Here is a 20,769-nt window from a genome sequence, read left to right as displayed (position 1 = left end):
AATTCCACGCTTCCTTTCGACGGGCAAGCTGCGATTCTGTTCCCAGGATTTTGCTTTGCTTGAGGGATTGGTCATGAAGAAGATTGTTGTCGTCGGCGCCGGAAAGATCGGTTCGACCATTGCGGAGATGCTCGCCGCCACCGGCGACTATGCCGTCACCGTCGTCGACCGTGCGGCGGTACAGCTTGCCGCGGCGGAACTGCCGGCCGGTGTCGAAACGCTGGAACTCGACATCGCCGCACCAGGCGCGCTGGAAGCAGCGCTTGCGGGCAAATTCGCTGTGCTGAGCGCCGCCCCCTTCCACCTGACCACGCGCATCGCCGAGGCGGCGGCCAGCGCCGGCGTGCACTATCTCGACCTGACCGAGGACGTCGTCTCGACCCGTCGCGTCAAGGAATTGGCCCGCTCGGGCAAGAGCTCCTTCATTCCGCAATGCGGGCTGGCGCCGGGCTTCATCTCGATCGTCGCCAACGATCTCGCCAGCCGTTTCGACACGCTGGAAAGCGTGCGCATGCGCGTCGGCGCCCTGCCGCAATACCCGTCCAATGCGCTGAACTACAATCTGACCTGGAGCACCGACGGCGTCATCAACGAATATTGCGAGCCGTGCGAGGCGATCGTCGAGGGCGAACTGATCGAAGTGCCGCCGCTGGAAGAGCGCGAGGAATTCTCGCTCGACGGCGTCACCTACGAGGCGTTCAACACCTCGGGTGGGCTCGGCACGCTCGCCGAGACGTTGAAGGGTAAGGTGCGCACGCTGAACTACCGCACCATCCGCTACCCCGGCCATGCCGCGATCATGAAGGCGCTGCTCAACGACCTCGGCCTGCGCCACCGCCGCGACGTGCTGAAGGACATTTTCGAAAGCGCGCTCCCGGCGACGCTGCAGGACGTCGTCATCGTCTTCGTCACCGTCTCCGGTCGCCGCAACGGCCGCCTGCTGCAGGAAACCTACGCCAACAAGATCTATTCGCAGCGCGTCGGCAATCAGGTGCGCAGCGCCATCCAGATCACCACCGCATCCGGCATCTGCGCCGTGCTCGACATGCTGGCCGACGGCAGCCTGCCGGCCACCGGCTTCGTCAAGCAGGAAGATATCGCGCTGGATGCATTTCTGGCCAACCGTTTCGGCCGCGCCTATGCGCAACATGAGATGGTAAGCCGGCTGGCGAGCTGAAGGTGCAACGTCTCTCTTGAGAGAGGTTAGCGGGGCATCGCCCCCCTCTGCCCTACCGGGCATCTCCCCCTCAAGGGGGGAGATTTGCTGTAATCTAAGATTTCGCCAATTTTCAAAGTCTTAGAAGAGGCGCGGTTCCCGAAACTGCCGATCTCCCCCCTTGAGGGGGAGATGTCCGGCAGGACAAAGGGGGGCAATGCCCCGCGGACATCACCGCTTCTTACGCCACCACCGCCTCAAATATGCAGCGCGTGCCCGAGCGCCTTCAGCGCCGCTTCCTGGAAGCCCTCGCCTTGCGTCGGATGCGCATGGTTCGTGCCGGCTATGTCCTCCAGCCGCGCGCCCATTTCCAGCGCCAGTCCGAACGAAGCCGACAGTTCCGACACGCCCTGTCCGACTGCCTGGATGCCCAGCACCAGATGGTTGTCCGCGCGAGCGACCACCCGAACGAACCCATCCTCGCCCAGCTTGGTCATCGCCCGCCCATTGGCGGCGAACGGGAACAGGCCAATCTTGATCTCGCCCTGGACCTTGGCCTCTTCCGGCGAAAGCCCCGCCGTCACAAGTTCGGGATCGGTGAAGCAGACGGCGGGAATCGACCGCTTGTCCCAGCTGCGCTTGTGGCCGGCGACGATCTCGGCGACCATTTCGCCTTGCGCCATGGCGCGATGCGCCAGCATCGGCTCGCCGGTGACGTCGCCGATAGCAAAGATGCCGCGCATCGAGGTGCGGCACTGGTCGTCGATCTTGATGAATTTGCCCGCCATATCGAGGTCGATCTGGTCGAGCCCCCAGCCTTCGGTCACCGGCTTGCGGCCGACCGTCACCAGGATCTTGTCGGCGGCAACCTTGGCGCTCTTGCCGTCCGCTGTCTCGACCAGCAGCGCATCGCCTTTTGTCGACAGTCCCTTGGCTTTGGCGCCAAGCACCACCTCTACGCCGAGCGCGGCGAGCCGCTTGACCACCGGCCGGGTCAGCTCGGCATCATACTGCGCCAGCACGCGCGGCAAGGCCTCGACCACGGTCACCTTCGCCCCCATCTTGGCGAAGGCCATGCCGAGTTCCAGCCCGATATAACCGCCACCGACGATGGCAAGCTTCTTCGGCACCTCGCTCAAGGCCAGCGCGTCCGTGGACGATATCACAGGCCCGCCAAAGGGAAGAAAAGGCAATTCGACCGGCGCCGAGCCGGTGGCGATGACGATCACCTCGGCGCGGATCACTTGCACGCCCATCTCGGTCTCGACTTCGACGGTCTTGCCGTCGCGGAACGTCGCCCAGCCTTGCACAGTCTTGACGCCGGCCTTCTTCAACAGGCCAGCGACGCCGCTGTTGAGCCGGCTGACAATGCCGTCCTTCCAGGCGACGGTTTTGCTCAGGTCGAGCACGGGTGCCGAGACAGAAATGCCGAGCGGGCTCTTGCCGCCGGCCATGTGCGCGACCTTCTCGAACTCTTCCGCCGCATGGATCAGCGCCTTGGACGGAATGCAGCCGACATTGAGACAGGTGCCGCCAGGCTTGCCGGCCTCGACGATGACCGTATCGACACCGAGCTGGCCGGCACGGATGGCGCAGACATAACCGCCGGGGCCAGCGCCGATGACAAGCAGCTTGCAGGAGATTTCTTTCATCTTGGCACGCTCTTTTTGGTGAAGGCCCCCTCATCCGGCCGCTTCGCGGCCACCTTCTCCCCGCTGGGGAGAAGAGACTGGCGCCGGCGTCGACAACCTCCTCTCCCCTCGGGGAGAGGTCGGATTGCCCCGAATTGCCTTTGCAATTCGGTTGGCAATCCGGGTGAGGGGGACCTTGCGACCGTTCTCATCACCCTCAATCCACAAAGATCAGCGCCGGCGTTTCCAGCAGCGCCTTGATCCGCTGGATAAACACCGCCGCGTCCCAGCCATCGATCACCCGATGGTCGAAGCTCGACGACAAATTCATCATCTTGCGCGGGATGAACTGGGTGCCGTCCCACACCGGCCGCACCATCATCTTGTTGACGCCGATGATTGCCACTTCCGGATGGTTGATGACCGGCGTCGTCGCGACGCCGCCCATGGCGCCGAGCGAGGTGATGGTGATGGTCGAGCCGGACAGCTCATCGCGTGTCGCCGTGCCGGACTTGGCCGCCTCTGCCAGCCTGATAACCTCGGCGCCGCAATCCCAGATGTCGCGCGCCTCGGCATGCTTGACGACAGGCACCACCAGCCCCGACGGCGTCTGCGCGGCGATGCCGATATGGATGCCGCCATGCTGGTGGATGATGCCGGCCTCGTCGTCGAACAGCGAATTGAGCTGGGGCTGGTCACCGATCGCCTTGACCATCGCCCGCATCAGGAACGGCAGCAGCGTCAGCTTCGGCCTGTCGGCGCGCTTCTCCTTGTTGAGCGCGGCGCGCAATTCTTCCAGCGCGGTGACGTCGATCTCCTCGACATAGGTGATGTGCGGGATGCGCGATTTGGACAGCGTCATCTTCTCGGCGATCTTGCGCCTGAGGCCCACCACCTTGATGTCCTCGACCGAATCGTTGCGGGCAAGGCCCGATACCTTGGCGACCTGCGGCCCGCGCGCCAGGAACGCCTCGATGTCCTCATGGCCGATGCGGCCGGCCGGGCCGCTTCCCGCAACCTGCCTGAGATCGATGCCGGCCTCTTTTGCCCGCAAGCGTACAGCCGGCGACGCCAGCGGTTTTTCGCCCTCGGGGCGCGGCGCGCCTGAGAGGGACGTCTGCCCGGCGCTTTTAGAAGCGGCGGTGGCCGGTTTCACCTCCGCAACGTTGGCCTTTGCCGGGGTCTTCGCGGCCGGCGCGGCGGTTTCGGGTTTCGGAGTCGGCAGCTTGGCCGCAGGCTCAGCGGCCACCGCCTCGGCCTTGGCGCCACCCCTCACATTGCCCTCGCCCGCCACTTTCAGCCGCACAATCGGCGAGCCGATCGCCACCGTGTCGCCGATCTCGGCGCCCAGCCACAGGATCTCGCCATCGACGGGCGACGGGATTTCGACCGTCGCCTTGTCGGTCATGACGGCGGCAAGCACAGTGTCCTCGCGCACGATGTCGCCGATCTTGACGTGCCACTCGACGAGTTCCGCCTCGGCGACGCCCTCGCCGACATCGGGCAGCTTGATGATGTGCTCGCCCATGTCAGGCCTCCATGGTTTCGATAAGGGCGCGGCCGACCCGGGCGGGGCCGGGGAAATAGTCCCATTCCTGCGCATGCGGATAGGGCGTGTCCCAGCCGGCGACACGCGCCACCGGCGCCTCCAGATGGTAGAAGCAGTTTTCCTGCACCAGCGCCGACAATTCGGCGCCGAAGCCGGAGGTCAGCGTCGCCTCGTGCACGATGACGCAGCGCCCGGTCTTCTTGACCGACGCGACGATCGTGTCGAGGTCGAGCGGCAGCAACGTCCTGAGGTCGATGATCTCGGCATCGATGCCGGTTTCCTCGGCAGCGGCCTGGGCGACATAGACCATGGTGCCATAGGCGAGCACGGTGACATCAGAGCCCGCTCTGCGGATCGCCGCCTTGCCGAGCGGCACGGTGTAGTGGCCGTCGGCGACTTCGCCCAGTTCATGCTTCGACCATGGCGTCACCGGCCGGTCGTGATGGCCATCGAACGGACCATTGTAGAGCCGTTTCGGCTCGAGGAAGATCACCGGATCGGGATCCTCGATCGCGGCGATCAAAAGCCCCTTGGCGTCATGCGGGTTGGACGGCACCACGGTCTTCAGCCCCGACACATGGGTGAACAAAGCCTCGGGGCTCTGGCTGTGCGTCTGGCCGCCAAAGATGCCGCCCCCGGTCGGCATGCGGACCACGATCGGGCACGTGAAATCGCCATTCGAGCGGTAGCGCAGCCTTGCGGCTTCCTGGGTCAGCTGGTCGTAGGCCGGATACATGTAGTCGGCAAACTGAATTTCCACACAGGGTTTCAGCCCATAGGCCGCCATACCGATGGCCGAGCCGACAATGCCCGATTCGTTGATCGGCGCATCGAAGCAGCGGCTCTTGCCATACTTGGCCTGCAGGCCATGGGTGACGCGAAACACGCCGCCGAAGAAGCCGACATCCTCGCCGAACACCACGACTTTGTCGTCACGCCCCATCGACACATCCATGGCATCGCGGATCGCCTCGATCATGGTCCGTCTTGGCATGGCTCAGACTCCCGCCTGCTGGCGCTGGCGCCTCAGATGCGCAGGCATTTCGGCAAAGACGCCCTCGAACATCTCGCGCGTCGACGGCTTGCCGCCGGCATGCAGCGTGCCGTGGCTCTCCGCCTCCTTCTGCGCCGCGATCACCGTGTCGAGGATTTCCGCCTCGGCCTGCGCATGGCGCTCGTCCGACCAGACGCCGAGCCCGATCAGATGGTTCTTCAGCCGCATGACCGGATCGCCGAGCGGCCAGGCGTCGGATTCGGTCTTCGGCCGGTAGGCGGAAGGATCGTCCGAGCTCGAATGCGCGCCGGCGCGGTAGGTGACATATTCCACCAGCGTCGGCCCAAGATTGCTGCGCGCCCGCTCGGCCGCCCATTTGGCTACCGCATGCACAGCCAGATAATCATTGCCGTCGACGCGCAGCGACGGGATGCCGAAACCGAGGCCCCGGGCGGCAAAAGTGCCGGAGCCGCCCCGCGCAATGCCCTGGAACGTCGAGATCGCCCACTGATTGTTGACGACATTGAGCACGACCGGCGCCTTGTAGGTGGAGGCGAACACCAGCGCCGAATGGAAATCGGATTCCGCCGTCGAGCCGTCGCCGATCCAGGCCGCCGCGATCTTGGAATCGTTCGAGATCGCCGAGGCCATCGCCCAGCCGACGGCCTGGATGTACTGCGTCGCCAGATTGCCGGAGATCGAGAAGAAGCCGTGCTCCTTCGAGGAATACATGATCGGCAGCTGCCGGCCCTTCAGCGGATCGGCCTCGTTGGAATAGATCTGGTTCATCATGGTGACCATCGGATAGCCGTCGGCGATAAGCAGGCCGGCCTGGCGATAGGTCGGGAAATTCATGTCACCAGGTGCCAGCGCCTTGCGGAAAGCGCAGCTCACCGCCTCTTCGCCGAGATGCTGCATGTAGAACGAGGTCTTGCCCTGACGCTGCGCCATCTGCATGCGCGCATCGAAGGTTCTGAGCGTCATCATGTGGCGCAGACCCTCCAGCAGCTCCTCGTTGGAGAGCAGCCCGGCCCACGGCCCTACTGCTTCGCCGTCGCGGTTCAGCACGCGGATGATCGAGAATGCCATGTCGCGGATGGTGCGCGGATCGACAGAGATGTCGGGGCGCGGCACCGAGCCGGCCGGCGCAAGGGTCACATTGGAGAAATCAGGCGTGCCGCCCGGCCGCACTTCCGGTTCCGGAACGTGGAAACGCAACATCCCAGCATCGGCCATGACCTTTGTCCTCCAATGTTGCCTGGTTCGGGATATTTGCACATCCACGCGTCCAGTGCGAATTTGTCGGGCAAGGCCTCACGCATCGGACCGGCCGCGCCGACCGATCCAGCCTCCCGCCCACAAGATGTAGATATGTCCGCGAAATTTCTTGTCGATGTTTCGCTGCGCCGCGCAATCTAGCGCAAGGGAGCGATGGATTTTTCGGCGATTCACTGTCGGGCGCTGCGGTTGAAGCTGCCAATCTCCCCCCTCGTGGGGGAGATGCCCGGCAGGGCAGAGGGGGGCGTGAAGGAACGCAAGCCTTGCCATCCTTTGACTTTTTCTACAGGTAGCTAGAAAGCAGGCTGAAGATGGAAAAGACAGCGGGACAGCGCCCCCCCTCTGTCCTGCCGGACATCTCCCCCACGAGGGGGGAGATCGAACTCTGTTCACCCCGCGCTCGTGCCATGCTAACCACCACTCATGGCACAGAAGAAAGCTTTCGAGGTCGATTCGTGGCTCGCGAAGCCTGACCCGCGCATCTCGATCGTCCTGCTTTACGGACCCGATCGCGGTCTCGTTTCCGAGCGGGCGAAGGCCTTTGCCGAAAAGACCGGCCTGCCGCTAGACGATCCGTTCTCCGTGGTTCGGCTCGAGGGCTCGGAGGTCGACCGCGACGAAGGCCGGTTGCTCGACGAGGCTCGCACCGTGCCGATGTTTTCCGACCGGCGCCTGCTCTGGGTGCGCAACGCCACCGGCCAGAAGGCGCTGGCCGACGACGTCAAGGCGCTGACGGCGGAGCCGGCACGGGATGCCATCATCCTGATCGAGGCAGGCGATCTCAAGAAAGGCGTCGGGTTGCGCGCCGTGGTCGAGGCGGCGGACGGTGCCATGGCGCTGCCTTGCTACGCTGATGAGGCCCGCGACATCGACACGGTCATCGACGACGAGCTGCGCAAGGCCGGCATGTCGATGACCATGGAAGCGAGACAGGCGCTGCGCCGCAATCTCGGCGGCGACCGGTTGGCCTCGCGTGGCGAGATCGAAAAGCTTGTTCTCTATGCCCATGGCCAGAAGGATATCGGGCTGGAAGAGGTCCGGGCTATGTCGGGCGACGTCTCCGGCGCCTCTTTCGACGACGCCGTCGATGCATTGCTCGAGGGGAAGGTCGGCGACTTCGACACCGCCTTCACCCGTCACTGCCAGTCGGGGGGCCCGCCTTTTCTCGTGCTGTCGTCGGCGATGCGGCAGTTGCAGCAGATCCAGATCATGCGCGGCCAGATGGACTCTGGCGGCCGTAACGCGGCGTCGGTCGTTGCCGGCGCGCGGCCCCCGGTTTTCTTCTCCAGGCGCAAGCTGGTGGAGAAGGCGCTCGACCGCTGGAGCAGCGACGCGCTCAGCCGCGCGCTGACCCGGCTGCAGACGGCCGTGCTGCAGACGCGGCGGCGGCCGGATCTGGCTGTGGCGCTGGCACGTCAGGCGCTGCTGGGGATTGCAATTGAAAGCAGCCGGTTGGCGCAGCGGTGAAACGCGTGATCTCCCCCAAGCGGGGGAGATTGGCAGCTTCGACGCCGTCGCCAAACATCAGCGCCGCAGAAAGAAAGTGCCGGCAACCGCCAGCCCTTTTATCGTTCTTTGATTTCAAGCTGAAACTTGATTTGCCGGCTAAATACTGTGCTTTCTCAGGCACCTACCGCTGGTCCTTCAGCCGCCTACAGAGCTCGTGGACCGCCGAGAGTCGAGTCGGAATTCTGAATTTCTGTCGGAGTCGGGACACAGCGGCCGTATATCACCGATATATCAGCTGTAGAGCCTAACCTTAAGCCCGCCCTACCGCTCCTGCTTCAATCGCCGGCACAGCTCATCAAGCTGCTCCAACGACCGATAGGACACCCGCAGCTCGCCGCCCTTGCCCTTGTGGTCGATGGCCACGATCATGCCGAGCGTGTCGGTCATCAGCTTTTCCAGCGCCAGCGTGTCGGTGTCCTTTTCCGGCGCGGCTTGTGCCTGCTTCGGCTTGGCCGGCGTCGGCCCGGCCGGCATTTGCGCCAGCGCTTCGGCTTGGCGCACCGAAAGGCCCTCTTCGACGATGCGCTTGGCAAGGCCGGCCGGATCCTCGGCCGTCACCAGAGTGCGGGCGTGGCCGGCCGACAGCGCGCCGTCGACCAGCATGTCACGGATCACATCCGGCAGCTTCAACAGCCGCAGCGTGTTGGCGACATGGCTGCGGCTCTTGCCGATGACATTGCCGAGATCGGCCTGGGTATACCCGTGATCGTCGATCAGCTGCTGGTAGCCCAGCGCTTCCTCGACCGCGTTGAGGTCGGTGCGCTGGACGTTCTCGATGATCGCCAGTTCGAGCGCGGTGCGATCATTGACCTCGCGGATGATGACCGGAATCTCGGTCAGCCCGGCGCGCTGCGCCGCCCGCCAGCGCCGCTCGCCGGCGATGATCTCGTAGCGGCCGGCCTGGTTCGGCGACGACCGTGCCACCACCGGCTGGACCACGCCATGTTCGCGGATCGACTGGGCAAGGTCGGTGAGTTCGGCGTCGCCAAAATGCCGGCGTGGGTTTTTCGGGTTCGGGCTGAGGAACTCGATCGGCACCTTGCCGTCGGCGCTCATGCCGGGCTTTTCCGGCGCTGCCGGGCGATCGATCTCGCCGATCAGTGCGGCCAGCCCACGGCCCAGTCTTTTTCTCGAAAGGTCTTCGCTCATCTCTATTCCAGGTGTTTAGATCGTTTCGGTATCGAATCGGCTGTTAATTATGCTGACGGGCTAATCAAGCGGCGCGCAATTTGCGCTCGCGGCGGATCACTTCCGAGGCCAGCTGCAGGTAGGCCTGGCTGCCCGAGCACTTCAAATCGTAAAGGATCGCCGGCTTGCCGTAGGACGGCGCCTCGGACACCCGCACATTGCGCGGAATGATGGTCTCGTAGACCTTGTCGCCCATATGCGCCCGTACATCCTGCACCACCTGGTTGGCGAGGTTGTTGCGGCCGTCATACATGGTCAGCACGATGCCCTGGATGATGAGGTCCGGATTGATCGAGCGGCGCACCTGCTCGACGGTCTCCAGCAACTGGCTGAGGCCTTCGAGCGCGAAGAACTCGCATTGCAGCGGCACAAGAACAGAATCGGCTGCCGCCATTGAATTCAAAGTCAAAAGGTTGAGCGAAGGCGGGCAATCGATCAGCACGTAATTGAACGGCGCCCCGCGTTCGGTGGCGGCGCGCAGCGCATTGCGCAGCTTGAGCACCCGGTCCGGCGCCGAGGCGATCTCCATTTCGATGCCGAGCAGATCGAGCGTCGACGGCACGATTGACAGGCCGGGCACGGCGGTCGGAATGGCCGCGGCTTCCAGCTCGAGTTCGCCGGTCAGAACGTCGTAGGATGAGACCGTACGATCCTTGCGGTCGATGCCGAGGCCGGTGCTGGCGTTGCCTTGCGGGTCGAGATCGACGATCAGCACCTTTTCGCCGATTGCAGCGAGCGCGGTGGCCAGATTGATGGCGGTGGTCGTCTTGCCGACACCGCCCTTCTGGTTGGCTACGGTGATGATTCGGGGGCCGTTCTTCATCATGGATCTATGCCAGGAATTCATTTTTGGGTCGCCAAATAACCCGACACGTCGAAGCTCAGACAGGCCTGATGTCGGACAGTTCGAGGATGACGCCATGAGGGTCGGTCACACTGGGATGTTCTACCAGATCGAAGGCCCATCGGTTAATGCTTTCTTGCACTTCGGCGCGATAATCCCGGCCTTTGTGGAACAGCCCGCGTGCGCCAGACGTCAGCCAGGGCGCCGACAGATCGAGCAGGGCAGAAAGCGAGGCCAGAGCCCGCGCCGTGACGATTTGCGGTGCTGAAACAAGTGCATGGCTGTCCTCGATCCGGCGCGCCACGACCCGCGCCGGCAGGCTGAACTGGCCAATGACAGTCTGCAGGAACGACGCTTTTTTGCGGTTGCTTTCCACCAGATCGATGCTGGCCCCCGGACGCTCGGCGAGCAGGAAGGCCATGACCAGGCCCGGAAATCCACCGCCCGAACCAATGTCGACCCAACGCGTGGCGCTGGGTTCTATGCGAGCCAGCTGCGCGCTGTCCAATATGTGGCGCTGCCAGACATCGCCCGCTGTCGACTGCGCGACCAGGTTGATGCTGCGGTTCCATTTCTGGAACATCTCTTCGAACGCCACCAGGCGATCGAATGTTTCACGTGAAACCGGGCCGGCCGCATCCTGCAGGCTCTCTAGGGAGAAAGAGCTCACGCAACGTCTCTCTGCGCGCCTTCATGGTGCCGGACATGCGCGACAATGATCGCCAGCGCCGCCGGCGTCATGCCCTCCATGCGCTGGGCGTCAGCAACGGAGCGCGGCCGCCGCGTCTGCATCTTCTGCTTCAACTCGTTGGACAGTCCGGGCACGCCGGCAAAATCGACGGTTTCCGGGATCAACCGACCCTCCTCGTGGCGGATCTGCGCGACATCGCTCTTCTGGCGATCGAGGTAAACCGAATATTTCGCCGCCGTTTCGAGCCGCTCGGCGGTCTTGGCATCGACGGCTGCAAATTTCGGCTCGACCCTGGCCAGCCAGGCGACGTCGACATCGGGATAGGCCAGCAACTCATAGCCGGACCGGCGCACGCCATCCCTGTTGATCTCCAGCCCATGTCGCGCCGCCTCATTGGGCGTCATCGTCAGCGACTTTGCCAATTCCCGTGCCGAGCCGAGCCGTTGCATGACATCGCCATAGCGCTGCATCCGTTGCGCCGAGGCGATTCCCAGCCTCGCAGCCAGCGGCGTCAGCCGTTCATCGGCATTGTCGGCACGAAGCGACAAGCGGAATTCGGCCCGCGAGGTGAACATGCGATAGGGCTCGCTGATGCCGCGGCTGGTCAAATCGTCGACCATCACGCCGATATAGGCCTCGGTGCGGCTCAGCACGATCTGTTCGCCGCCCGCCGCCCGCCGCGCCGCGTTGAGGCCGGCGAGCAGGCCTTGTCCGGCGGCTTCCTCATAGCCGGTCGTGCCGTTGATCTGCCCGGCGAGGAACAGACCACCGACGCGCTTCGTCTCGAGCGTCTGACGCAGTTCGCGCGGATCAACGTGATCATATTCAATGGCATAGCCGGGCTGCAGCATGACCGCGCGCTCCAGCCCGGGGATGGTTTTCAGGATGTCGAGCTGCACGTCCTCAGGCAGCGAGGTCGAAATCCCATTGGGATAGACGGTGTCGTCGTCGAGCCCTTCCGGCTCAAGGAAGATCTGGTGCCCATCACGGTCACCGAACTTGACGATCTTGTCCTCGATCGACGGGCAATAGCGCGGGCCGACGCCTTCGATCGAGCCCGAATACATTGCGGAACGGCCAAGATTGGCGCGGATCAACTCATGCGTAGCAGACGTCGTGCGGGTGATGCCGCACTCGATCTGCGGCGTCTCGATCCGGTCCGTCATCAGCGAGAACGGTACGGGATGTTCGTCCGCTGCCTGGCTTTCCAGCGAGGCCCAGTCGATTGTCTTTCCATCCAGCCGCGGCGGTGTACCCGTCTTCAGCCGGCCGAGCTTGAAGCCCGCGCGGTCCATCGTCGCCGACAGGCCAAGGCTTGCCTGCTCGTTCATGCGGCCGGCGACGATCTTCTTTTCGCCGATATGAATGAGTCCGCGCAGGAAAGTTCCGGTCGTCAAAACCACGGCGCCGCAGGCCAGCCGGCGGCCATCTGCCAGCAGGACAGCGGCGATTCGCCCCTCGACGATCTCGAAGTCTAGGACTTCGCCCTCGACCACGTCGAGATCGTTCTGCTCCCGAATCGCTTCCTGCATCGCAAGGCGATAGAGCTTTCTGTCGGCCTGCGTGCGCGGCCCGCGCACCGCTGGACCCTTGCGGCGGTTGAGCAGGCGGAACTGAATGCCGGCCGCATCCGCCACCCGGCCCATCAGACCGTCCATGGCGTCGATCTCGCGGACCAGATGGCCCTTGCCGAGGCCGCCGATCGCCGGATTGCACGACATCACGCCAATCGTGTCGAAGCGCAGCGTCACGAGCGCGGTTTTGGCGCCGGCGCGCGCGGCCGCACTGGCCGCCTCGCAACCAGCATGGCCGCCGCCCACCACAACCACATCATAGTGATCGGTCATTTCCAAATCCTGGACTCAGTAGAGATTGAGGGACACATGTCCCCGCAGGGCGAAGCTGTCAAGAAAACTTCGCGGCAAGTTTCACGTGAAACAGGTTGAGAGGCAGCACGTCCGGCCTTTGTTTCACGTGAGTCACGACTGCGGTGATTGTTTCACGTGAGTCACGCTAAGGGCGCCTTCGCTAATCGACTAGGCATGAGCCATCATCGAAGACTCAGCTCACGTTTCAGCCAAGTCATTGTTTCACGTGAATCATTTCCCGATGCAGAACTGCCCGAAGATCACGTCCAGCATGTCTTCGACATCGATGGCGCCGACGATTCGGCCCAGGCGGTCAGCGGCCAGCCGCAACTCCTCAGCCCGCAGTTCCTGGCCAGTGGCATCGCCGTCGATCGCTCGAAGCAGATGGAGATTCGCATCGCTCAGCAATTCGACATGGCGCAGCCGCGAAGGGAGAACATCGCCCACATCGCCGGCTGCACTAGCCGCGCGCCGGCCGATCTCGGCAAGTAGCGCCTCAACACCAGTTCCATTTACGACTGAAATGACAAGGTCATAGCGACCGGCCACACCCCCAGCCGACTGCTCATCCAACAGGTCAAGCTTAGTCCCGACGCGCAACAAAGGCGCAGCAACCGGGACTGGGCCGATGTCCGTGGGAGCCGGAATGTCTTCCAGCAGCAGCAAAAGATCGGCGCGGTCCGCCTTGGCCCTGGCCTTCTCAATACCGATGGCCTCGACCTTGCCCGGCGCCTCGCGCAATCCAGCCGTGTCTGTCAGCCTGACGCGCAATCCCTCTAGGTCCAGCACCACCTCGAGCAGGTCGCGCGTCGTGCCTGGCTCATCCGTTACAATAGCTGCATCCCGGCGCGCCAGGGCGTTGAACAGACTCGATTTGCCGGCATTCGGCGCGCCCAGAATAACCACCTCGAAGCCGTCGCGGATGATTTCCGCGGCGTGAAACCCGGCGATGTGGCGATCAACCTCGTCGATCATCGCCCTTACATCAGACCAAACCGTATCCGAAACGGATCCGGGCACGTCATCCTCGTCGGCAAAGTCGATCTCCGCCTCGATCATCGCCCGTGCATGGATCAGCTGGCGACGCCAGCTCATGTAAAGATCGCTCTGGACGCCTTCGGCATTCCGGATGGCAAAGCGGCGCTGCGCCTCGGTCTCCGCGTTGATCAGGTCCGCCAGCGCCTCGGTCTCCACCAGGTCGAACTTGCCATTCAGAAAGGCACGGCGGGTAAATTCACCAGGCTCTGCGTGCCTGACGCCGTCAAATCCGGCGATCACCTCCAGCATCCTGGCGACCACGGCACGCCCGCCATGAACATGGAATTCGGCGACATCCTCCCCGGTGAAGCTGGCCGGACCGGGGAAAAAGATCACCAGACCGCTGTCCAGCACGGTTGCGTCCGGCGCCCGGAACTTGCGCAGAACCGCCGCACGCTCCTTAACCATGCCGCCGGCGATCGTTTCGACCACGAATCGAGTCTGCGGACCGGAGATACGCAGCACGGCAACACCGGCCGGAAGCCGGCCGCTCGACAACGCAACGATCGAATCGCCTGAAATCATTTGCCCGCTCTGTTGAACCGCCCTAGCTTCGCGCCTTCAAAACAACCCGAGTGTGCCCATCGTGACATTGCCCGCGCAAAACCTGCTTGCCCAGGAAGCCAGCCCCTATCTGCAGCAGCACAGCGGCAATCCCGTCCACTGGCGGGCCTGGTCGCCGGCTTCTCTGGACGAAGCAAAGACGCTCGATCGCCCGATCCTGCTTTCCGTCGGCTATGCCGCCTGCCACTGGTGCCATGTCATGGCGCACGAAAGCTTCGAGAATGACGACGTCGCGGCCGTCATGAACCGTCTGTTCGTCAATATCAAGGTCGACCGTGAGGAGCGTCCGGACATCGACCAGATCTATATGGCCGCCCTGTCCTCGATGGGCGAGCAAGGCGGTTGGCCGCTGACCATGTTCCTGACGCCGGATGGCAAGCCGTTCTGGGGCGGCACCTATTTTCCGCGCGTGGCGCGTTATGGCCGTCCTGGCTTCATCCAGGTGATGGAAGCGGTCGACAAGGCCTGGCGCGAGAAGCGCGACAGTCTGCATCAGAGCGCTGACGGCCTGACCTCCCATGTCGAGGCGCGGCTGTCCGGCTCGCATGCCAAGGAGAGCCTTGATCGCGGCACGCTCACCGACCTCGCCGGCCGCATCGACGGCATGATCGACCGTGACCTTGGCGGCCTGCGCGGCGCACCGAAATTCCCCAACGCGCCATTCATGCTTACCCTGTGGCTGTCCTGGCTACGCGACGGCAACGCTTCCCACCGCGACGACGTGCTCGTCAGCCTCGAACAGATGCTGAGCGGCGGCATCTATGACCATATTGGCGGCGGGCTCAGCCGCTACTCGACCGACGCGGAATGGCTGGTGCCGCATTTCGAGAAAATGCTCTACGACAATGCCGAGCTGATCCGCTTCTGCACCTGGGCCTTTTCGGCGAGCGGCAATGATTTGTTCCGGGTACGAATCGAAGACACTGTCGACTGGCTGCTACGAGAAATGCGCGTCGATGGCGGTGCCTTCGCCGCCAGCCTCGACGCCGACAGCGATGGTGAGGAAGGGCTGTTCTACACCTGGAGCAAGGACGAGATCGAGGTCGTGCTCGGCGATGATTCAGCGTTGTTTTTCAAATACTTCACGCTCTCCAGCCCGCATGGCTGGGAAGGCAAGCCGGTTGTCCATCAAACCCGCGCCCAGCAAGCCCAAAGCGTGGCCGAGCGCGAGCGGCTGATCCCGCTCAAGGCCAGGCTTCTCGCTGCCCGGGAAGAGCGGGTTCGGCCTGGCCTGGACGCCAAGACCCTGACCGACTGGAACGGCCTGATGATTGCAGCGCTCGCAGAGGCGGGCCGCTCACTGGGGCGGCCCGTCTGGATCGAGGCCGCGGCCAAGGCCTTTGCCCACATCTCCGGCGCCAGCCGCGACAACCGCTTGCCGCATTCCATGCTCGGCGCCAGGAAACTCTTTCCCGCTCTGTCGATTGACTATGCCGCCATGGCCAATGCAGGGATTTCGCTGTTCGAGGCATCGGGCGACTGGAACTATATCGACCAGGCAAAGCAATTCATTGAACAGCTCGACCATTGGCATGCTGACGCCGAAGGGACGGGTTACTATCTCACCGCTTCGGACAGCACCGATGTCCCGATCCGCATCCGCGGCGATGTCGATGAGGCCATTTCGTCGGCCACCAGCCAGATTATCGCAGCGCTGGTGCGGCTCGCTTCCGTCACCGGCGACTTCGACCTCGGGGAAAAGGCCTGGAAGGTTGCCGAGCATGCGGCCGGCCGCGCGGCGCACCAGGCCTATGGTCAGGCCGGCATCGTCAATGCCTGCGCCCTTGCCATCGAGCCGCTGAAGCTGGTTCTGATAGACGATCCGGCGAATCCCAAGCTTGTTCCGGTTGCGAATCGAAACCCTGACCCACGCCGCGTGGCCATTGTCCTCGCAATCGGTTCGGAAACGAATCGACCCTTGCTACCCGGCGGGATTCTACCGCCGACGGAGAAAATCGGTGCCTGGCTTTGTACAGGTCAGGTCTGCCTCCCCGTCGTGGCCGATCCGGAAGAACTTGGCCGGCTTCTGCGCCGTCCGTAACGTCACGGCGCGTCTGCCAAAGCTTCTGCCTGTCGCGACCCGGACCCGACGCAATGAAAAACCCCATCCCGGTTTCCCGGAACGGGGTTTCAATTCGCAGGCCGGAAAACTCCGGACAGACGGTTACGTATTCATCGAGTCGAAGAAATCGCCATTGGTCTTGGTCTGCTTCAGCTTGTCGATCAGGAACTCGATCGCGTCGGTGGTTCCCATCGGCGCCAGGATGCGGCGCAGCACGAAGATCTTCTGCAGATCCGAGCGCGGAACCAGCAGGTCTTCCTTGCGGGTGCCGGACTTCAATATGTCCATGGCCGGATAGATGCGCTTGTCGGCAACCTTGCGGTCGAGCACGATTTCCGAGTTACCCGTACCCTTGAACTCTTCGAAGATGACTTCGTCCATGCGGCTGCCGGTATCGATCAGCGCGGTGGCGATGATGGTCAGCGAGCCGCCTTCCTCGATGTTGCGGGCGGCGCCGAAGAAACGCTTCGGCCGCTGCAGCGCGTTGGCATCGACACCGCCGGTCAGCACCTTGCCGGATGACGGCACCACGGTGTTGTAGGCACGGCCGAGACGGGTGATGGAATCGAGCAGGATGACGACATCACGGCCATGTTCGACCAGGCGCTTGGCCTTTTCGATGACCATTTCGGCGACCTGGACGTGACGCACCGCCGGTTCGTCGAAGGTCGAGGAGACGACCTCGCCCTTCACGGAGCGCTGCATGTCGGTCACTTCTTCCGGCCGCTCGTCGATCAAAAGCACGATCAGATAGCATTCGGGATGATTGGTGGTGATGGAGTGGGCAATGTTCTGCAGCAGAACGGTTTTACCCGTACGCGGCTGCGCGACAATCAGGGCGCGCTGGCCCTTGCCGAGCGGCGCCACCAGGTCGATGACGCGGGCCGAGATGTCCTTGGAGGTCGGAACCTCCATTTCCATCTTCAGCCGCGAGGTCGGGTAAAGCGGCGTCAGATTGTCGAAGTGGATCTTGTGACGAATCTTTTCGGGATCGTCGAAATTGATCGTGTTGACCTTGAGCAGCGCGAAATAGCGCTCGCCCTCTTTCGGGCTGCGGATCGGTCCTTCGACCGTATCGCCGGTCTTCAGCGAAAAGCGCCGGATCTGCGACGGCGAAATGTAGATGTCGTCGGGACCTGGCAGATAGTTGGCATTGGCAGAGCGCAGGAAGCCGAACCCGTCCTGGAGCACTTCGACCACACCATCGCCGATGATCTCGACGTCCTGGGCGGCCAGTTTCTTCAGGATCGCGAACATCAGTTCCTGCTTGCGCATGACGCTGGCGTTCTCGACCTCGAGCGATTCGGCATAAGCGATCAGCTCTGGCGGTTTCTTGTTCTTGAACTCGGCGAGTTTCATTTCTTGCATAAACGGACCTTGAATAGATGGAGTCTGGGCAGGCTTTGGGAGGATATCGACGGGATGCGACAAATGCCGGGCGCGGCCGAAAGCAATGAGGGGCGGCGCATGACGGGAAGGAAGACCCGTCTTTTATCGTCGGTCGGGTGAAAGAGCAAGCCGCGTTTTGCGGAGACGGAAAAGGCTTAAAACACCTTATGCATGTCGTTGTCCCAAAACCGGGACCACTTTTGGGCGACATGCATTAGAACGGCTTGACGACAACCAGGATCACGATTGCGATCATCAGCAATGTGGGGATCTCATTGACGATCCGCCAGTGCTTCGCGGGCTTTTCATTGCGGTCCTCGGCAAATTTCCGCACCGCGCCGGCCAGATAGCCATGAACAGCGGACAACAAAAGCACCAGGCCGATCTTGGCGTGCAGCCATCCGCCCTGGAATCCGAAAACCTTCCAGGCCAGCCACAGCCCGAACACCCAGGTTACGATCATAGCCGGATTGATGATGGCGCGCAGCAGGCGCCGCTCCATCACCTTGAAGGTCTCCGACTGCACCGAGCCTTTCTCGGCATCGACGTGATAGACGAACAGCCGCGGCAGATAGAGCATGCCGGCCATCCACGAAATGACGGCAAGGATATGGATCGCCTTCGCCCAGGGATAGAAACTTTCGGGTGCTGCGAAAAACAAAAGCGCGGTGAGAACCACCAGCACGATGATCCCGATAGTCATGCGCATCATCGCCTGACCCGTGCTGTTGGTGTTGTTCATCTCAGCCATCAGCGTGTCGCACTCCGAACCTGTTTCACCATCGCCTCGACATGGGCGATCGGCGTCTCCGGCGTGATGCCATGGCCGAGATTGAAGATCAGCGGCCCATCACCCAGCGCTTTCAGGATCGTCTCGACTCCATCCGACAAGGCCTTGCCGCCAGCCACGAGGCGCAAGGGATCGAGATTGCCCTGGACGGCACCCGAGCGCTGCAAATCCTTCGCTGCCGCCAGCGGCACCGTCCAGTCGATCCCCAGACCCGTTACACCGGTCTTCTGACGATAGGTGCGATAGCGAGCCCCGGCACCCTTGGGAAAACCAATGATCGGAACCTCGGGATGGACAGCGCGAACCTGCCTGACGATCTCGGCCACCGGCCAAACGCAGAACTGGTCGAACGACGCGTCGTCGAGCACGCCGGACCAGGAATCGAAGATCTGCACCACATCGGCGCCGGCGTCGATCTGTCGGATCAGATAGGCTGCCGAGTGATCGGCCAACACTTTCAGCAGCTGTTGAAACGCTTCCGGCTCACGGTAGGCAAACAGTCGCGCCGGCGCCTGGTCGGGTGTTCCATGGCCAGCAATCATATAGGTCGCCACCGTCCATGGCGCTCCGCAGAAGCCTATCAGGGTGGTCTCCTCAGGCAGTTTTGCCCGCAACCGGCGAACCGTCTCGTAGACCGGTTCGAGATTCACGTGAAACACATCGCCTTCCAGAGCCGCCATCTCGGCCACCGAGATCGGCGTCAAAAGCGGTCCTCTTCCCTCTTCGAAGCGAACGTCGCGGCCAAGGGCATGTGGAACGACAAGGATGTCCGAGAACAGGATCGAGGCATCGAAGCCGAAGCGTTCGATCGGCTGCAATGTCACTTCGACGGCAAGGTCGGGATCATAGCAAAGGTCGAGGAACGAACCGGCACGTCTGCGCGTCTCCCGATACTCCGGCAGATAGCGCCCGGCCTGGCGCATCATCCAGAGCGGAGGCGGAAACACCGCCTCGCCCTTGAGGACGTCCAGCATGATCCGGCTTTTGGGCATCGAGCTCGCCTCTCCCAGCCTCCCTATAATCTTAAAGATTCTTATATCTAAGATTCTTCTGATTCTAAGAGTCTGTTGGTTGTGGTGGTTGTCACCTGTCCCGCTTTGCCCCGAAAAACACCAGCAAGCATATTGTCGCGCGCTTCGTTCTCCCGGATGTAGGGTTCTGGGGATAGTTCGGATTCCGCCACTGGAGTCAAAGCCTTACGATACTGCGGGAAAACTCGGCCCTGTGGATGGATGCAGGGCAAGAAAACTGGTCCCCAGACTTGTCCCCAGCCGCCCGACGAGACTGACAGCACAGCGAATTGTGGACAAACTGCCATCTGATACAGTCGCCTCCGACCGGCCTCTCTTTCTGTCCCGGTTTATCCACACAAGCCCACAGCCCCAGGTGTACCCTGTGAACAAACCCCAGAGCTTCTTTCACCTGCACCTTATTTCCGATGCGACCGGCGAAACGCTGCTCGCCGCCGGGCGCGCGGCTTCGGCGCAATACAAGGACGCGCGCGCCATCGAGCACATCTATCCGCTGATCCGTACCGAAAAGCAGGTGGCCAAGGTGTTCGAGGATATCGAGGAGGAGCCGGGCATCATCCTCTATACCGTCGTCGACCAGAAGCTGGCGCGCGGCATCGACGAGCGCTGCGCCACAATGGGCCTGCCCTGTGTGTCGGTGCTGGAGCCGGTGCTGACTGTCTTCCAGTCCTATCTCGGCACGCCGGCCGGCCGCCGCGTCGGCGCCCAGCATGTCCTCGACGCCGAATATTTCCGCCGCATCGATGCGCTGAACTTCACCATGGACCATGATGACGGCCAGCTACCGCTCAACATGGACGATGCCGATGTCGTGCTGATCGGCATTTCGCGCACGTCGAAGACGCCGACCAGCATCTATCTCGCCAACCGCGGCATCAAGACCGCCAACATTCCGATCGTGCTTGGCGTGCCGGTGCCCGAAAGCCTGGTCGCAGCCAAGACGCCGCTGATCGTCGGGCTGATTGCCACCGCCGAGCGCATCTCGCATGTCCGCCAGAACCGCATTTTGGGCAACAGCAGCGACTATGAGGCTGGCGACTATGTCGACCGCGCGGCCATCACCGAGGAGCTCGCCTACGCCCGCCAGATCTGCACGCGCCATGGCTGGCCGATGATCGACGTCAGCCGCCGCTCGATCGAGGAAACGGCCGCGGCCATCGTTGCCCTGAGGGGGAAGACGCGCTAGG

At 62.9% G+C, this 20,769-nt stretch carries 16 protein-coding genes; 4 read left to right on the top strand and 12 right to left on the bottom strand.

Annotation, left to right across the window (positions count from 1 at the left end; all coding sequences use genetic code 11):
* Positions 1-73: 73 nt before the first annotated feature.
* Positions 74-1,177 (top strand): saccharopine dehydrogenase family protein, encoded by a 1,104-nt coding sequence (locus tag AC1DX4_RS30815; RefSeq protein WP_477223908.1) that lies wholly within the window; start codon positions 74-76, stop codon positions 1,175-1,177.
* Between the two features lie 236 nt (positions 1,178-1,413).
* On the opposite strand, the gene lpdA is transcribed toward AC1DX4_RS30815, so the two are convergent.
* From lpdA to AC1DX4_RS30795, 4 genes are all read right to left on the bottom strand, one after another.
* Complete coding sequence (gene lpdA / locus AC1DX4_RS30810; RefSeq protein WP_477223907.1) at positions 1,414-2,808, bottom strand: dihydrolipoyl dehydrogenase; 1,395 nt, start codon at positions 2,806-2,808, stop codon at positions 1,414-1,416.
* A 196-nt stretch (positions 2,809-3,004) separates the two neighbouring features.
* Positions 3,005-4,315, bottom strand: coding sequence for a dihydrolipoamide acetyltransferase family protein (locus tag AC1DX4_RS30805; RefSeq protein WP_477223906.1), 1,311 nt, complete (start codon positions 4,313-4,315; stop codon positions 3,005-3,007).
* Between the two features lies 1 nt (position 4,316).
* A complete protein-coding gene (locus tag AC1DX4_RS30800; RefSeq protein WP_477223905.1) occupies positions 4,317-5,330 on the bottom strand; it encodes an alpha-ketoacid dehydrogenase subunit beta in 1,014 nt (337 codons plus the stop codon).
* Positions 5,331-5,333: 3 nt separating this feature from the next.
* The gene (locus tag AC1DX4_RS30795) at positions 5,334-6,566 is read right to left on the bottom strand and encodes a thiamine pyrophosphate-dependent enzyme (protein ID WP_477223904.1); all 1,233 of its coding nucleotides are present in this window, start codon (positions 6,564-6,566) and stop codon (positions 5,334-5,336) included.
* A gap of 465 nt (positions 6,567-7,031) precedes the next feature.
* On the opposite strand from AC1DX4_RS30795, the gene holA reads away from it, so the two are divergent.
* Entirely contained in the window at positions 7,032-8,075 is a 1,044-nt protein-coding gene (gene holA, locus AC1DX4_RS30790; RefSeq protein WP_477223903.1) for a DNA polymerase III subunit delta, read from the top strand.
* A gap of 303 nt (positions 8,076-8,378) precedes the next feature.
* Here holA and AC1DX4_RS30785 read toward each other — a convergent pair whose 3' ends face one another.
* From AC1DX4_RS30785 to mnmE, 5 genes are all read right to left on the bottom strand, one after another.
* Positions 8,379-9,266, bottom strand: coding sequence for a ParB/RepB/Spo0J family partition protein (locus tag AC1DX4_RS30785; RefSeq protein WP_477223902.1), 888 nt, complete (start codon positions 9,264-9,266; stop codon positions 8,379-8,381).
* Positions 9,267-9,330: 64 nt separating this feature from the next.
* Positions 9,331-10,131 carry a ParA family protein gene (locus AC1DX4_RS30780; RefSeq protein ID WP_258588435.1) on the bottom strand — a complete coding sequence of 267 codons (801 nt, stop codon included), beginning with the start codon at positions 10,129-10,131 and terminating at the stop codon, positions 9,331-9,333.
* A gap of 55 nt (positions 10,132-10,186) precedes the next feature.
* Positions 10,187-10,819 (bottom strand): 16S rRNA (guanine(527)-N(7))-methyltransferase RsmG, encoded by a 633-nt coding sequence (gene rsmG, locus AC1DX4_RS30775; protein ID WP_477223901.1) that lies wholly within the window; start codon positions 10,817-10,819, stop codon positions 10,187-10,189.
* On the bottom strand, positions 10,816-12,687 hold the full coding sequence (gene mnmG / locus AC1DX4_RS30770) for a tRNA uridine-5-carboxymethylaminomethyl(34) synthesis enzyme MnmG (protein ID WP_477223900.1): 1,872 nt from the start codon (positions 12,685-12,687) through the stop codon (positions 10,816-10,818). Before mnmG ends, rsmG begins: the two co-directional genes overlap by 4 nt.
* A 252-nt stretch (positions 12,688-12,939) precedes the next feature.
* Complete coding sequence (mnmE, locus tag AC1DX4_RS30765; RefSeq protein WP_477223899.1) at positions 12,940-14,271, bottom strand: tRNA uridine-5-carboxymethylaminomethyl(34) synthesis GTPase MnmE; 1,332 nt, start codon at positions 14,269-14,271, stop codon at positions 12,940-12,942.
* Between the two features lie 61 nt (positions 14,272-14,332).
* Here mnmE and AC1DX4_RS30760 point away from each other — a divergent pair, with 61 nt between their 5' ends.
* Positions 14,333-16,351, top strand: coding sequence for a thioredoxin domain-containing protein (locus AC1DX4_RS30760; RefSeq protein WP_477223898.1), 2,019 nt, complete (start codon positions 14,333-14,335; stop codon positions 16,349-16,351).
* Between the two features lie 123 nt (positions 16,352-16,474).
* Here AC1DX4_RS30760 and rho read toward each other — a convergent pair whose 3' ends face one another.
* From rho to hemE, 3 genes are all read right to left on the bottom strand, one after another.
* Positions 16,475-17,740 carry a transcription termination factor Rho gene (gene rho / locus AC1DX4_RS30755; RefSeq protein WP_027041130.1) on the bottom strand — a complete coding sequence of 422 codons (1,266 nt, stop codon included), beginning with the start codon at positions 17,738-17,740 and terminating at the stop codon, positions 16,475-16,477.
* A 235-nt stretch (positions 17,741-17,975) separates the two neighbouring features.
* Positions 17,976-18,512: a protoporphyrinogen oxidase HemJ gene (gene hemJ / locus AC1DX4_RS30750; RefSeq protein ID WP_477223897.1), complete on the bottom strand. Its 537-nt coding sequence runs from the start codon at positions 18,510-18,512 to the stop codon at positions 17,976-17,978.
* Entirely contained in the window at positions 18,512-19,543 is a 1,032-nt protein-coding gene (hemE, locus tag AC1DX4_RS30745) for a uroporphyrinogen decarboxylase (protein WP_477223896.1), read from the bottom strand. Before hemE ends, hemJ begins: the two co-directional genes overlap by 1 nt.
* Before the next feature lie 256 nt (positions 19,544-19,799).
* Between hemE and AC1DX4_RS30740 the strand changes: the two genes are divergently transcribed.
* Complete coding sequence (locus tag AC1DX4_RS30740) at positions 19,800-20,768, top strand: pyruvate, water dikinase regulatory protein (protein ID WP_477223949.1); 969 nt, start codon at positions 19,800-19,802, stop codon at positions 20,766-20,768.
* Position 20,769: the final 1 nt, after the last annotated feature.

The sequence above is a fragment of the Mesorhizobium sp. P3_A8 genome (genome assembly GCF_056402995.1).
The sequence above is the reverse complement of the archived record's forward strand: the minus strand, read 5'-3'. Positions and strand labels throughout refer to the sequence as shown.

Bases quoted from the DNA above. Each gene is read 5' to 3' on its own strand.
- AC1DX4_RS30795 (WP_477223904.1), bottom strand. From the start codon at position 6,566: ATGGCCGATGCTGGGATGTTGCGTTTCCACGTTCCGGAACCGGAAGTG.
- lpdA (WP_477223907.1), bottom strand. From the start codon at position 2,808: ATGAAAGAAATCTCCTGCAAGCTGCTTGTCATCGGCGCTGGCCCCGGC.
- holA (WP_477223903.1), top strand. From the start codon at position 7,032: ATGGCACAGAAGAAAGCTTTCGAGGTCGATTCGTGGCTCGCGAAGCCT.
- mnmG (WP_477223900.1), bottom strand. From the start codon at position 12,687: ATGACCGATCACTATGATGTGGTTGTGGTGGGCGGCGGCCATGCTGGT.
- hemE (WP_477223896.1), bottom strand. From the start codon at position 19,543: ATGCCCAAAAGCCGGATCATGCTGGACGTCCTCAAGGGCGAGGCGGTG.
- rho (WP_027041130.1), bottom strand. From the start codon at position 17,740: ATGCAAGAAATGAAACTCGCCGAGTTCAAGAACAAGAAACCGCCAGAG.
- AC1DX4_RS30805 (WP_477223906.1), bottom strand. From the start codon at position 4,315: ATGGGCGAGCACATCATCAAGCTGCCCGATGTCGGCGAGGGCGTCGCC.
- hemJ (WP_477223897.1), bottom strand. From the start codon at position 18,512: ATGGCTGAGATGAACAACACCAACAGCACGGGTCAGGCGATGATGCGC.
- AC1DX4_RS30815 (WP_477223908.1), top strand. From the start codon at position 74: ATGAAGAAGATTGTTGTCGTCGGCGCCGGAAAGATCGGTTCGACCATT.
- AC1DX4_RS30785 (WP_477223902.1), bottom strand. From the start codon at position 9,266: ATGAGCGAAGACCTTTCGAGAAAAAGACTGGGCCGTGGGCTGGCCGCA.
- mnmE (WP_477223899.1), bottom strand. From the start codon at position 14,271: ATGATTTCAGGCGATTCGATCGTTGCGTTGTCGAGCGGCCGGCTTCCG.
- AC1DX4_RS30800 (WP_477223905.1), bottom strand. From the start codon at position 5,330: ATGCCAAGACGGACCATGATCGAGGCGATCCGCGATGCCATGGATGTG.
- AC1DX4_RS30780 (WP_258588435.1), bottom strand. From the start codon at position 10,131: ATGATGAAGAACGGCCCCCGAATCATCACCGTAGCCAACCAGAAGGGC.